The organism is Streptomyces bobili (genome assembly GCF_002154575.1).
GTDB lineage: Bacteria > Actinomycetota > Actinomycetes > Streptomycetales > Streptomycetaceae > Streptomyces > Streptomyces bobili.
Map to the genome: position 1 here is coordinate 1 of NZ_MUBA01000385.1, position 12,962 is coordinate 12,962.

16 protein-coding genes are annotated in these 12,962 nt (G+C 69.5%); 8 read left to right on the forward strand and 8 right to left on the reverse strand.

Going from position 1 to position 12,962, the window contains the following annotated elements; genetic code table 11:
• Positions 1–65 precede the first annotated feature (65 nt).
• Entirely contained in the window at positions 66–518 is a 453-nt protein-coding gene (locus BZL64_RS27530; RefSeq protein ID WP_086771882.1) for a GNAT family N-acetyltransferase, read from the reverse strand.
• A gap of 9 nt (positions 519–527) precedes the next feature.
• Positions 528–992 carry a MarR family winged helix-turn-helix transcriptional regulator gene (locus BZL64_RS27535; RefSeq protein WP_086771883.1) on the reverse strand — a complete coding sequence of 155 codons (465 nt, stop codon included), beginning with the start codon at positions 990–992 and terminating at the stop codon, positions 528–530.
• Positions 993–1,136: 144 nt separating this feature from the next.
• Here BZL64_RS27535 and BZL64_RS27540 point away from each other — a divergent pair, with 144 nt between their 5' ends.
• The gene (locus tag BZL64_RS27540; RefSeq protein ID WP_086771884.1) at positions 1,137–2,345 is read left to right on the forward strand and encodes an MFS transporter; all 1,209 of its coding nucleotides are present in this window, start codon (positions 1,137–1,139) and stop codon (positions 2,343–2,345) included.
• A gap of 96 nt (positions 2,346–2,441) precedes the next feature.
• Positions 2,442–2,867, forward strand: a complete 426-nt coding sequence (locus tag BZL64_RS27545) for a GlcG/HbpS family heme-binding protein (RefSeq protein WP_086771885.1) — start codon at positions 2,442–2,444, stop codon at positions 2,865–2,867.
• 67 nt (positions 2,868–2,934) lie between these two features.
• Here BZL64_RS27545 and BZL64_RS27550 read toward each other — a convergent pair whose 3' ends face one another.
• Positions 2,935–3,801 (reverse strand): GNAT family N-acetyltransferase, encoded by an 867-nt coding sequence (locus tag BZL64_RS27550; protein ID WP_086771886.1) that lies wholly within the window; start codon positions 3,799–3,801, stop codon positions 2,935–2,937.
• Positions 3,802–3,979: 178 nt separating this feature from the next.
• Here BZL64_RS27550 and BZL64_RS27555 point away from each other — a divergent pair, with 178 nt between their 5' ends.
• Both BZL64_RS27555 and BZL64_RS27560 read left to right on the forward strand, forming a co-directional pair.
• The gene (locus BZL64_RS27555) at positions 3,980–4,612 is read left to right on the forward strand and encodes an HAD family hydrolase (RefSeq protein WP_086771887.1); all 633 of its coding nucleotides are present in this window, start codon (positions 3,980–3,982) and stop codon (positions 4,610–4,612) included.
• A 414-nt stretch (positions 4,613–5,026) separates the two neighbouring features.
• Positions 5,027–6,754 carry a globin domain-containing protein gene (locus BZL64_RS27560; RefSeq protein WP_425276075.1) on the forward strand — a complete coding sequence of 576 codons (1,728 nt, stop codon included), beginning with the start codon at positions 5,027–5,029 and terminating at the stop codon, positions 6,752–6,754.
• A 16-nt stretch (positions 6,755–6,770) separates the two neighbouring features.
• On the opposite strand, the gene BZL64_RS27565 is transcribed toward BZL64_RS27560, so the two are convergent.
• From BZL64_RS27565 to BZL64_RS27585, 5 genes are all read right to left on the reverse strand, one after another.
• Positions 6,771–7,253 carry an NUDIX hydrolase gene (locus tag BZL64_RS27565; RefSeq protein ID WP_086771889.1) on the reverse strand — a complete coding sequence of 161 codons (483 nt, stop codon included), beginning with the start codon at positions 7,251–7,253 and terminating at the stop codon, positions 6,771–6,773.
• 89 nt (positions 7,254–7,342) lie between these two features.
• On the reverse strand, positions 7,343–8,266 hold the full coding sequence (locus BZL64_RS27570; RefSeq protein ID WP_086771890.1) for a LysR family transcriptional regulator: 924 nt from the start codon (positions 8,264–8,266) through the stop codon (positions 7,343–7,345).
• A 229-nt stretch (positions 8,267–8,495) separates the two neighbouring features.
• Complete coding sequence (locus tag BZL64_RS27575) at positions 8,496–9,641, reverse strand: cystathionine gamma-lyase (RefSeq protein WP_086771891.1); 1,146 nt, start codon at positions 9,639–9,641, stop codon at positions 8,496–8,498.
• The gene (locus BZL64_RS27580; protein WP_086771892.1) at positions 9,638–10,126 is read right to left on the reverse strand and encodes a low molecular weight protein-tyrosine-phosphatase; all 489 of its coding nucleotides are present in this window, start codon (positions 10,124–10,126) and stop codon (positions 9,638–9,640) included. Before BZL64_RS27580 ends, BZL64_RS27575 begins: the two co-directional genes overlap by 4 nt.
• Positions 10,127–10,133: 7 nt before the next feature.
• Entirely contained in the window at positions 10,134–10,511 is a 378-nt protein-coding gene (locus BZL64_RS27585; protein ID WP_086771893.1) for a phage holin family protein, read from the reverse strand.
• A 48-nt stretch (positions 10,512–10,559) separates the two neighbouring features.
• Here BZL64_RS27585 and BZL64_RS27590 point away from each other — a divergent pair, with 48 nt between their 5' ends.
• The 4 genes from BZL64_RS27590 to BZL64_RS27605 all read left to right on the forward strand — a co-directional run bounded on the left by BZL64_RS27590 (position 10,560) and on the right by BZL64_RS27605 (position 12,866).
• Complete coding sequence (locus BZL64_RS27590) at positions 10,560–10,877, forward strand: cupin domain-containing protein (protein WP_086771894.1); 318 nt, start codon at positions 10,560–10,562, stop codon at positions 10,875–10,877.
• Between the two features lie 173 nt (positions 10,878–11,050).
• Positions 11,051–11,263 (forward strand): DUF5326 family protein, encoded by a 213-nt coding sequence (locus BZL64_RS27595; RefSeq protein ID WP_086771895.1) that lies wholly within the window; start codon positions 11,051–11,053, stop codon positions 11,261–11,263.
• Between the two features lie 192 nt (positions 11,264–11,455).
• The gene (locus BZL64_RS27600; RefSeq protein ID WP_086771896.1) at positions 11,456–12,322 is read left to right on the forward strand and encodes an IclR family transcriptional regulator; all 867 of its coding nucleotides are present in this window, start codon (positions 11,456–11,458) and stop codon (positions 12,320–12,322) included.
• Between the two features lie 97 nt (positions 12,323–12,419).
• On the forward strand, positions 12,420–12,866 hold the full coding sequence (locus BZL64_RS27605) for an SsgA family sporulation/cell division regulator (RefSeq protein ID WP_073491265.1): 447 nt from the start codon (positions 12,420–12,422) through the stop codon (positions 12,864–12,866).
• The last annotated feature ends 96 nt before the right edge of the window (positions 12,867–12,962 follow it).

Sequence of the window (12,962 nt, forward strand, 5' to 3'; positions counted from 1 at the left end):
TTCACGTGAAACACGGCGCCCAGCTGGCATCCGGGTTCCGGTGCGGCTGCCGACGTCCGGGTACTTCATAGCTGGAGCTTGAAGCCGACGTGGGAGGCCTCAAAACCCAAGCGCTCGTAGAAGCGGTGGGCATCGGTGCGCGTGCTGTCGGACGTCAGCTGGACCAGTCGGCAGTTCTCCCGCCTGGACTCCTCGATCGCCCACTCGATGAACCGGGTGCCCAGGCCGCTGCCGCGCTCGTCGGCGTGGACGCGTACGCCCTCGATGATCGACCTGGTCGCCCCGCGCCGGGAGAGGCCGGGCACGATCGTCAGCTGGAGGGTGCCCACGACCCGTCCTTTGCGCACGGCGACCACCAGGCGCTGGTTCGGATCGGCGCTGATCCGCTCCAGCGCGCTCAGGTACGGGGCGGGATCGTCCGGCGACTCACGCCGCGCACCCAGGGGGTCGTCCGCGAGCATGCCGACGATCGCGGGGATGTCCTCGGCGACGGCGGCGCGTATTTCAAGATCTCCCATGGCCGCACCTTATGCAGCGGCGGGTGCCTTCAGGGACTCCACGACCCGGACCAGCGGAGCCAGCTCCGGGTTCTTCGCGGCTTCGTCGAGGGCCTCACGAAGGGCGCCGTCATTGGTGGGACGGGCCTCGTCGAGCAGCTTCAGGCCGGCCTCGGTGACGTTCGTGTAGATGCCGCGGCGGTCGGTGGGGCACAGGTAGCGCTCCAAGAGACCACGGTCCTCGAGACGGGTGACCAGCCGTGTGGTCGCGCTCTGGCTCAGGACGACGGCGTCGGCGACCTGCTTCATCTGCAGGTGGCCCCCTTCGTCGTCGTGCTGGCGGCTGAGCACGTCGAGGAGGGAGTACTCCCGCACGCTCAGGTCGTGCCTGGCCTGGAGGGCGCGCTCGATGTGGGCCTCGATCCTGCCGTGCAGCAGGGACAGGGCACACCAGCCCTGGGCGAGAGCGGTGAGCGCGGGGTCCGTCGCAGTCATGGGTGTTCTCCTCCGTCCCGGTGCGGCTGCATCCCAGGATAGGGCAATGCCGCAATAGACCGCTGTTGCGCATAGCCCGCGTATGCAACTATTGTGGGCGAACGTAAGGCGCTCACGCAATCGTCTGGGAAGGTCTACCCCACAATGCCTCTCGCGCTATTGGCCCTCGCGATCGGGGCCTTCGGAATCGGAACGACCGAGTTCGTGATCATGGGCTTGCTGCCCGAGGTCGCGGGCGACTTCGGAGTCTCCATCCCCACGGCCGGCTTTCTGGTGACCGGCTATGCGCTCGGCGTCGTGCTCGGCGCCCCGCTGATGACCGTCCTGGGTACCAAGGTGTCCCGTAAACGGATGCTGATGCTGCTCATGGGCTTGTTCATCGTCGGCAACCTCCTGTCCGCGGTCGCCCCCGCCTTCGCCGTCATGCTGATCGGCCGGGTTGTCGCCTCGCTCGCTCACGGCGCGTTCTTCGGCATCGGCTCGGTCGTCGCGGCCGACCTGGTCGCCCCGGACAAGAAGGCCGGAGCCATCGCGATGATGTTCACCGGTCTCACGGTCGCCAACGTCGTCGGTGTCCCGCTGGGCACTCTCGTCGGGCAGACCGTCGGCTGGCGTGTGACCTTCGGCGTCGTCGCCGTCCTCGGCGTCCTCGGGCTGGCGGGCATCGCCAAGCTCGTGCCCGAACTGCCCCGCGCGGAGGGCGTACGCCTGCGTCACGAACTGGCCGCCTTCAAGAACACCCAGGTCCTGCTCGCCATGGCGATGACCGTGCTGGGCTTCGGTGGTGTCTTTGCGGCCATCACCTACATCGCACCGATGGCGACCCACGTGACCGGCTTCGCCGAGGGGTCCGTCACCTGGTTGCTCGTCCTCTTCGGGCTCGGCATGGTCGTCGGCAACCTCGTCGGCGGCAGGTACGCCGACCGTGCTCTGATGCCGATGCTGTACGTCTCGCTGGGCAGCCTGGCGGTGGTCCTGGCCCTCTTCACCCTGACCGCGCACAACAAGGTTCTCGCGGCTGTCACGATCGTCCTGATCGGCGCCCTGGGATTCGCCACGGTCCCGCCGCTCCAGAAGCGAGTTCTCGACCAGGCGCACGGCGCTCCGACGCTCGCCTCCGCGGTGAACATCGGCGCCTTCAACCTCGGCAACGCCCTCGCCGCCTGGCTGGGTGGCCTCGTCATCGCTGGCGGCCTCGGCTACACCGCCCCGAACTGGGTCGGCGCCGCTCTCGCCACAGCGGCGCTCGTCCTCGCCCTCGTCTCGGCGACGCTGGAGCGCCGCGACGGCGCCGTCGCGGCGCTCGTCACCGGGTGGACTCCGGCCGAACAGTCGGCAGCCGTCCACCACTGAGCTGCTCGAAGGCGCGGAGCCGGGGGCGTCTCCGCCCTTCCGGGTTCACGCCCACACGAAACATCGCACATGAAACACCTGCAAGGAGAAGACCCCATGAGCCCGACCACCCTCACCGTCGCGCCGCTCACCACGCATGACGCCGACCTCCTCCTGACGGCCGCCCGCCGTGCAGCCGAGGCCGCCGGGGTCACGGTCAGTGTCACCGTTCTGGACGCGGGTGGCCATCTGCTGGCCTTCCGCCGGGACGACCGTGCCGTGCTCATCTCCGGTGAGACAAGCACGCGCAAGGCTTACACGGCGCTCCAGTTGAACGCCCCCACCGCCGACCTCGTCGACGCCGTCCAGCCCGGTGGCCTGTTCCACACCCTGCCCACCGCGCTCGACAGGCCGCTGCTGTTCATCGCCGGCGGCGTGCCGGTCCACCGCGACGGGCGGCTGATTGGGGCCGTCGGCGTGGGCGGCGGTGCGCCCGAGCAGGACCACGGCTTCGCCACCGCGGCCGTGGCGGCGCTGGCCTGACCCAGGCGTCCGGATTCATGCCGGGTCCCCAGCTTCTCGGGATCCGGTGTCCGCTTCGCCGGCTGCCTCAGCCGGCTGCCACCGTCAGCGGAGCGAAGCGCCGGGTCCAGTCGCCGGGCAGTTCTGTGATGCCGTAGGTCATGACGGTGTTGAAGGCGACGGATGCCATGCCGCGCCCCTTGAGCCAGGCCAGCAGTTCCTCGTGACGGACGTCGATGTCGGTGCGCAGCGGACGGTCGGTGTGTTCGGCCAGGGACGCCAGGAGAGACTTCGCCGTCTCCGTGTCCCGGGCGATCAGCGGCCCCACCACATGGGTGTCCATGTTGGGCCAGGCAGCCGCGTAGCCGATGATCCGGCCGCCGTCCTCGGCGACCCGCACCTGGTCGGCGAACGCGGGAAGTCTGGCGATCATGGGCGTGCGGTCGGTGCCGAAAGCGTCCTCGTCCAGGCGGAGGATCGTGGTGAGGTCCTCCGCCGTGGCCGCACGTGTCGGCACCAGCGGCTGCGGTCCGTCAGGCGCGAAGCGGCCGACCATCATCTCGGCACGGCCTGTCGTCTTGAACCCCAACTCCTCGTACAACGGACGGCCGTTCGGTGTCGCGTGAAGCGTTAGCGGGGTTGTTCCCATGACGGAGACGATGTGCCGCATGAGCCGACGGCCGACGCCTTGCCGGGCATGCCGTCCAGCGACCAGCACCATGCCGATGGCCCCGAGAGCGGGACGGTCGCGCGGGCCGTATTCGGTGACCACGCAGGCGCTGACGAGGCCCCCGTCCGGGTCGTCGATGCCGTAGCCCTTTCCGGCGGTGAGGAGGAGGCCCCACTTGTGTTCCTCGCGCGGCCACCCCCTGTCCTCGGACAAGTCGGCGCAGGCGATGAGGTCGCGATGCGTCAGGCGGCGGATGGGGAGAGCGGCGAGGGAAGGAGTCGACACGCAGGTCAGGCTGTCCGACCGGTGCCTCCGGCGTCCACCTGTTTCCCCAGAGTCGTATGTGCTTTTGGCCAAGCCGTGGCCCACTGCACAGCACGCAGACAACCAGGCGTCGTTTCACGTGAAACATCGACGGGTGCGGCCCCAAGATCGGCCTGTCCCCCCGGTTAGCCTCGGCCTCATGACACGACTTCACCTCTTCGACCTCGACGGCACGCTGCTGCACGGAACGTCGGCGCCGGTCGAGATCTCGCGCCAACTCGGGCTCGAGGCAGAGACGGTCGCCCTGGACCGGGCGATCTCGTCGGGCCGGATCGGTCCGCCGGAGTACGCGGCGCAGGTCTATGAACTGTGGAGCGGGCTCACCGACGCCCATGTGACGACGGCGTTCGAGGGTGCGCCCTGGCTGGCAAGCGTTCGCGAGGTCTGGTCGGAGATCAGGAGCAGCGGAGAGTACTGCGCCGTCATTTCGCTCTCGCCCTCGTTCTTCGTGGAGCGGCTGACCGGCTGGGGTGCGCACGCTGCTTACGGTTCGCGTTTCCCCGCTGTTCCTTTCACCGAGCCAGTGGATCCCACGGGCGTACTCAATGCCGCGGCGAAGGTACTGATCGCCGACCGGCTGTGTGCTGAGTTCGGTGTCAGGCGGGCCGACTGCGTCGCCTATGGCGATTCACTCTCCGACAAGGATCTGTTCGAGGTAGTGCCGCTCTCGGTAGCGGTCAATGCCGACCGTCATCTGACGGGCCTGGCGACCCACTCCTACGCGGGGAGGGATCTGTGGGATGCCTATGAACTGGTGCGTGGCGCCCGGTAATTGAGAGAACCGGCGGTTCGCACCCGCGCGCGGTCGCGGAGAGGGAAGGGGGGACTTGTGCGGGGAGTGCCGCCCGGTATGGTCGACTCCGGTTCGTGTCCGGGACGTGATGCGCGAAACGCGACGTACGCATTCCGCGCGGACCGGAAACAGGGCAATGCAGCCTAACGGGACGGAGAGATCGAAGACCCGCTATTCCGGTTGTACGACCGACACGTTCGCGCAGTCGGGATGCTGCGGGGAGAGACCGTGGCCCAGTCGCCCTCTCCTTGACGTCACCGTACGCAGCTGATTTCACGGGTGGACAGCGGCCGGACCGGCCGCGGAACGGCAGACCGTCTGCGGGGGAAGCAGGCACCTTCCGAACGTGGAAGTGCGCAGACCGACCGAAATATGTTCGAGGCGAGGCACACCATGGACGCTCCGACCACCAGGTCGGCCGACAGCGGCACGTCGGGCGGCGGGGACGGATGGTTCACGCCGCACAAGCAGCCGGCTCCGGCCGCCGAGGGCGAGCGGGGAACCTCCGACGGCCGCCGACTGGCGGCCTTCCGCCCGGTTGGCAGGAAGACCGGCGCCCCCGTCGGGGATCCGCCCCCGGGCGAGGCCGGGGATACCGGCACCCGAATACCCCCGCCTTCCGCCGCAGCGCCCGAGCCGTCGGCCGGGCGGCCCCCGGAACCCGTCGTAGGGCCACGGTCGTCTCTCCTCGCCGACGAGCCCGTCGCGGAGCCCCGGCCGGCCGCCGCCGCCGAGCAGCAGGCCGCCGCTCCACAAGCCGCCCGCACCCAGGCACCCACGCAGAACACGCAGCCGGTGGAGGCGCGGACGGCGATACCTCCGCACACCTCGGCAGGGCTTCGGACAGTCACCGCACTGCCGCCGCCGGGCCCGCAACGGACTGATGCCCCCTCACGAGCCCCTGCCGGCCTTCAGGCGGCTCCCCAGCAGTCCCGGCGGCCTGCACCGCCTCCCGCGCCTTCTGAGCCACGGGTGCCCGCCCAGCGCCCCTCCCTCGCCGGGACCCCCTCCTCGGACGCCGTCCTCGTCCGTCGGACCATGGCCGAGGTGGCTCCTGTGGCCGACAAGGTCACCTCGTACTTCTACGCGCTGCTCTTCGTACGCCATCCCGACCTGCGCCCGCTGTTCCCGCCCGCGATGGACGCCCAACGTGACCGGCTGCTCAAGGCGCTGCTCACCGCCGCCGAGCACATCGACAACACCCCGGTCCTCGTCGACTATCTGCGGAACCTCGGCCGAGGTCACCGCAAGTACGGCACCCGCGCCGAGCACTACCCGGCCGTCGGCGAGTGCCTGATCGGGGCGTTGAGCAAGTTCGCCGACTCCGTGTGGGACACCGAGACGGAGGCAGCCTGGGTGCGGACGTACACGACGATCTCCCAGGTCATGATCGACGCGGCGGCCGCGGACGAGCTGCGCGCCCCCGCTTGGTGGTACGCCGAGGTGGTCTCCCACGACCTGAGGACGCCCGACATCGCCGTCCTCACCCTCCGTCCCGACCAGCCCTACCCCTTCCGCGCCGGGCAGTACGCCGACGTGGAGACGCCCTGGTGGCCGCGCATCTGGCGGCACTACTCCTTCGCCTCGGCACCCCGCTCGGACGGACTCCTCACGTTCCACGTGAAGGCTGTACCGGCGGGCTGGGTGTCCAACGCCCTGGTGCACCGCGCGCGACCCGGCGACATCGTCCGGCTGGGGCCGCCGACGGGCTCGATGACCGTCGACCACACCCGGGACAACGGACTGCTCTGCGTGGGCGGCGGCACCGGCATAGCCCCTGTCAAAGCCCTCGTCGAGGACGTCGCCGAGCACGGAGCCCACCGTCCGGTGGAGGTGTTCTACGGCGCCCGCAGCGACCACGACCTGTACGACATCGACACCATGCTCAGACTTCAGCAGTCTCACCCCTGGCTCGAGGTCCGCCCCGTGGTCGACCGCCACGGCCTGCTCCAGCTGCCCGCTGCCATACGGGCCTTCGGTCCCTGGACCGAGTACGACGCCTATGTGTCCGGCCCGCCAGGCATGATTCGCAGCGGCGTGGACGCCCTGCGCATCGTCGGTATCCCGGAGGAGCGCATACACCACGACTCGGTCGAGGAACTGGTCACCGCCGGCAGCTGATCCCCAGCTGTGGGGATCACCCCAGGTCGTGCGCGTGCATGGCCCGTACGCCCTCGATGTTGCCGTCGAGGTAGTGCCGCAGTGACAGCGGGACGAGATGGACCGAGGCGATTCCGACCCGGGTGAACGGCACGCGGACGATCTCGTACTCCCCGATGGGTTCGTCCATCTCGGGCCCGTGCCGCAGACCGGGGTCCATGGACCCCAGCCGGCAGACGAAGAAGTGCTGCACCTTCACGCCGGTCGCGCCGCCGTCCTCACCGATGTGCTCGACCGTGTCGACGAAGCAGGGGACCACGTCGGTGATCTTGGCGCCGAGTTCCTCGTAGACCTCGCGATGCAGGGCGTCGACGACGGTGGTGTCCTCCGGCTCGACTCCGCCACCGGGTGTGACCCAGTAGGGATCGAGGCCGGGCTTGGTTCGTTTGATCAGGATCAGGTCGTCGCCGTCCAGCAGAACGGCGCGCGCTGTGCGCTTGACCACAGGTCGGACGGTCATGGGAGGAATGTGGCCCGGCTGGTTCCACGTGAAACATCGCGAATCGTCACCGGGCGAGCCCGGTGCGTGAGGTGGCGGGGGAACCGGGCTCAGCACCAGTCGGCCGCCGCTCTCAGCAGCCAGTCGTGAGCCCGCGCGATGTGCGGCATCGCCAGCGTGCCCGTGCGTACCACCAGGACGTAGGTCCGAAGCGGCGGCACCGGTGGTCGGTGCAGTTCGACGACGTCTCCGCGGTCCAGGGCGGTCCTGCACAGATAGCGGGGCAGTACGGCAAGTCCCGCACCCGCAGTCACACAGGCCAGGACGGCCCGCAGGTCGGGGACGATGACGGCGCCCGAGGCCGCGGGGCGGGCGTCGAAGACGGAGGCCCAGTAGCGGGAGACGAAGGGCAGCGACTCGTGGACCTCCACGACGGGAAGGTCCTCCAGCGCGGACGCTCCGCCATGACGGCTCGGCTTCTTGGGGTCGATCTTCTCGGGGTCGATCGGCCCGGCTCGGCTCGGCGCGGCGACCAGGACGTGCTCCTCGTCGCACAGCGGTGTGGCGCTGAGCAGGGCACCGCGCGGCCGGGCCGTGGTGACGACGAGGTCGTGGTGTCCGGCGGCCAGCCCGTCCAGAACCTCCTCAGCGGTCCCGAAGGAGGCGCGCAGGGCGAGCCCCTGTCCCTCGTCGCCGGTCAGTTCGGTGAGGGAGGGAAGGGCCCGTTCGGCGGTGAACTCGGGCGGCCCGGCAAGGTGCAGTGTCCGCACGGAGGACTCGTCGTCCAAGCCGGTGCCGGCGATCTCCACCAGGGCGTCGAGATGCGGGGCGGCCTTGTGGGCGAGCTCGTCCCCGATGGTCGTCGGCGTCACACCGCGGGCCTGGCGGAGGAAGAGGGGGCGGCCCAGTTGCCTCTCCAGCGTGCGGATCTGGGAGGTGACGGCCGGCTGGGACAGGCCCAGCAGGGCGGCGGCGCGGGTGAAGGAACCGGCCCGGTGCACGGTCACGAAGGTGCGTAGCAGGGCCAGATCCATGAAGCGAGCTCCCCCTTTCCCTGCCTTTCTCCCGGGCCGGGACAGGCCCAACTATAAATAAGTCGATAGGTCTCTGTCGCTACTGTGATTGGACACTGACAGACAGTCAACTAGCCTAGTGCGCGCGGTTCTTCGCGCGCAGAACCGCGGGACGGTCCGAGCCACGAGGGGGGAGGCTCGGACCGTCCGCCGGTCGGAGAAGGGACGCCCACAAGCATCCCTGAGCCGGTCACCGGGCCGACTCCTCCAACGCGCGCAGGACGTCCGTCACCAGATCCTCCGGGTCCTCGGCGCCGACGGACAGCCGGATGAAGCCCTCCGGCACCGCGTCCCCGCCCCAGCGACCACGCCGTTCGGCGGTCGAGCGCACCCCTCCGAAGCTCGTCGCGTCGTCCACGAGCCGCAGTTCCTCGAGAAAGCGCTCGGCACGCGCACGCGTGGGCAACGTGAAGGAGACCACGCACCCAAAGCGCCGCATCTGCCGGGAGGCCACCTCGTGCGACGGGTCGTCCGCCAGGCCCGGGTACCGCAGGCCGGTCACCTCCGGCCTCCCCCGCAGTGCCTGAGCGACGGCCAGGGCGGTGGCACTCTGCCGGTCCACACGCATCTGGAGGGTGGCGATCGACCGGTGTGCGAGCCAGGCCTCCATGGGCCCCGGGATCGCTCCGACGATCTTGCGCCAGCGGCGTACGGCCGTCATCGGCTCACCGGAGCGTCCGGTGACGTAGCCGAGGAGAACGTCGCCGTGCCCGGTGAGCTGCTTGGTGCCGCTGGCCACCGAGAAGTCGGCGCCCAGCTCCAGCGGGCGCTGTCCGAGCGGCGTCGCCAGCGTGTTGTCGACGGCCACCAGGGCGCCACGCGCGTGTGCCGCCTCGACGAGACGCCGGATGTCGCAGACGTCGAGACCCGGGTTGGACGGAGACTCGATCCACAGCAGCTTCGCCCCGTCGAGAACGGCGAGCTGGGCGTCGCCGCCGGTCGGCGCGGTGCGCACCTCGATGCCGTACGCCTCCAACTGCGTGCGTACCAGCGGGAGTGCCTGGTAGCCGTCGCTGGGCAGGACAGCGGTGTCCCCGGCGCGCAGCTGGGAGAAGAGCACGGACGAGATCGCCGCCATGCCGGAGGCGAATACGAGCGTCTCGACGCCGTCCCGTCCCGGCGCCTCCAGCTCGCCCACGGCGCGCTCCAGATGCGTCCAGGTCGGGTTCTCGTCACGGCCGTAGGTGTACGGCCCCGTGGGCTCGCCGGGCAGGTGGAAGTGCGCGGCGAAGACCGGGCCCGGCAGGGTCGGTTCGTACTTCACCGGCTCCGGAAGTCCGGCACGCACCGCGCGCGTGCCCTCGCCGGCGCCTCCGGCCGCGATGGGGTCGCTCATGCCACTCGTCCTTCCATGTCGGCGCGAACGGCGGCGAGCAGGCCGACGCTCGCCTCCTCGACCATGCGGAGGCACTCCTCGAAGCCGTCCCGGCCTCCGTAGTACGGGTCCGGAACGTCCAGGTCGCCACCCGCGGGGGCGTACGCGCGCAGCGGACGGACCTTCTGGGCGTCCTCATCGGTGGGCGCGAGGCGGCGCAGGGCCGTGACGTGGCCGGCATCCAGGGCGATCACGAGGTCCAGGCGGGAGAACCAGGACTGCTCGAACATGCGGGCCGTGTGCGCGACGGTGTAGCCGTTCTCCTCCAGGACCGAGACGGTGCGCGGGTCGGCGCCCTCGCCCACGTGCCAGTCACCCGTGCCGGCGCTGTCCACCTCGACCAGGTCTGCGAGGCCGGCCTCGGCGACGCGCGCGCGGAAGACGGCCTCGGCCATCGGGGAGCGGCAGATGTTGCCGGTGCAGACGAAGCAGACGCGGTAGCTCATCGCACGCTCAGTCCTCGTCGGGCAGGACGACGTTGAGCGCCCAGGAGACGACGGAGATGATCAGGCCTCCCAGAACGGCGGTCCAGAAGCCGTCGACGTGGAAGCTGAGGTCGAGCTTGTCGGCGAGCCATGAGGTGAGCAGCAGCATCAGCGCGTTCACCACCAGGGTGATCAGGCCGAGCGTGAGGATGAAAAGGGGGAAGGTCAGTACCTTCACGATGGGCTTGACCAGGAAGTTGACCAGGCCGAACAGGAGCGCCACCACGAGCAGGGTGCCGACCTTCTTGCCCGTGCCGGCACCGGTCAGCGTGATCTTGTCGAGCAGCCAGACGGCGACCGCCAGGGCGCCCGCGTTGGCGATCGTCTTGACTACGAAATTCTTCATGTGTCTGATCGTGGCAGAAGAGATCGGCTACGAGGGCGGACGAGGGCGATGAAGGCATTCCGGTTGGATGAACTGGAGGCGGAGAGAGCCGCCAACGATGGTGCCTACCTGCAGTTTCTGCGGGAGCGGAACATGTCGGTCGGCCTCTACGCGCTCGATGCAGGGGATCACGATCCACAGAACCCGCACAACCAGGACGAGGTCTACTTCGTCGTGAGCGGGCGGGCCTCCATCACGGTCGGTCTGGAGACCACCCAGGTCGCGCGCGGCAGCGTCGTGTACGTCCCCGCCGGAGTCGCCCACAAGTTCCACCACATCAGCGAGGATCTGCGGGTCATGGTCGTGTTCTCGCCGGCGGAGGGCTGAGCGTCTCCGCCTGGCAGGCTACGCGCGCCTCGGGGTTCCCTAAGGGATCGGTCAGGGGAGGACAAGGGGTGCGAGGCCTCCGCGGGCACCACCCAGGGCCCTAGCATCGACGTCAGGACATCGAAGATCCGGGCTGTCAGCGGCGCCGGACAGGACAGACGAGGACGAGGGCCATGCAAGAGATCTTCGCGGGACTGCCGTGGTGGGTGAAGTGGGTCGCGGTGCCGGTCATCGCGCTGGTCGTGTTCGGCGGCCTGATAGCGAGCGTCGTCGGCTTCGTGATCGGCCTTCTGTTCAAGTTGCTGGTCTTCGTCGCCGTGGTCGGCGGACTGGTCTACGTGGTCCGCAAGTTCATGGCAGGTTCCTCGTCACGCGGCGACTGGTGAGCGGCGCGGGGACCGGGGGTCGGTAACAGAATTCGCCGGTTCCCTCGGCCGGGGGAAGTTTTCCGGACAGCACGACCCTCTGGGGTGGTGGGCCGTTAAAGTCCGGAACCCCTCGCGGGGACGCACCCGCGATCGGCTCCCCCCTCCCGTGTTCCCCGCACGGACCGCCCTCTCGAGCTTCGGGAGTGACCCTTGGCCACGGTTGACACCGCAGCAGTCGCGGAACTCCACTCACCCCCCACGCGCACGCGCCCCACCGCACCCCCGCTCCAGCGGCCGGTGGGCAGAGGCGTCCCCGAACAACCGCAGTCCGCGGCGACGCTCATCGGTTCCGTGCAGCGCGCCATGCGACTGCTGGAATCCGTGGCCCGGCACGACGGCGGGGCGCCGGCCAAGCAACTGGCCCGTGAGACCGGCCTGGCGCTGCCCACGGCGTACCACCTGCTGCGCACCCTCGTGCACGAGGGCTACCTGCGGCGCGACAAGGGGATGTTCCATCTCGGCGAGGCCGCAGAGCGCCTCGGCAGCAGCGGAGCCGCGCAGAAACGTCGCAGCACCGTGGTCGCCACCCTTGCGCACTGGCGCGATTCGATCGGCGTTCCGGTGTACTACGCCCGCTACAGGGACGGCGAGATCGAGGTCATGTGCGTCTCCGACACCCCGGGCAATCCGGCGGTCGAGGAATGGGCCGACTTCCGCGAGACCGCGCACGCGCACGCCATCGGGCAGTGCCTGCTGTCCCAGCTGGACGACAAGGCCCGCCGCGATCACCTGGACCGCTACCCCGTGCAGTCGATCACCCCGTACACCGTCCGGGACGACGACACCCTGTTGCGGCGGCTGGCCCGGGTGCCGCGGATGGAGACGGTCGTCGAGCGGCAGGAGTACGCGCTGGGCACGGTGTGCGCCGCCGTCCCGATCACCGTGGGCACCACCGCCGCAACGATGGCCATCTCCCTCCCCGCTCACCAGGCCGACCGGTTGCCGGCGGCCGTACAGCAGTTGCAGAGCGAGATCGGGCGGATGCTGGGATCACTTGCTGTCTCTATCAGTATCTGAAAACTCACTCCTTGTGATCTGTTGTGTACGTTCAGCAAGATGCGTGCAGTGTCAGGGGTTGATTCCCAGCCAGTCGACGCAATGACGGGGTAGGGCGATGCGCGAGTCCGTGCAGGCAGTTGAGGCAGAGGTCATGATGAGCTTTCTCGTCTCCGAGGAGCTCTCGTTCCGCATCCCGGTGGAACTGGGTTACGAGACCTGCGATCCGTACGCCGTACGGCTCACCTTCCATCTGCCCGGTGACGCCCCGGTGACCTGGGCGTTCGGGCGTGAGTTGCTCATCGACGGGGTGGGCAGGCCGTGCGGCGAGGGAGATGTACGCGTCTCTCCGGCCGACCGGGAGGTGCTGGGCGAGGTGCTGATCCGGCTTCAGGTGGGCGGGGACCAGGCGGTGTTCCGCTCATCGGCGGCTCCGCTCGTGGCCTTCCTCGACCGCACCGACAAGCTGGTGCCGCTGGGGCAGGAGGGCGCGTTCGCCGACTTCGACGCCCATCTCGACGAGGCCTTGGACCGGATCCTGGCGGAGGAGCAGAGCGCCGGGTGAGTCTGACGGGGGCAGCAGTGCGATGCCGAAGGAACGCTTCTTCGAGGGCTGAACGGGGCGGGATGCCGAAGGCGGGGTTCCAGGGCGGGACACCCG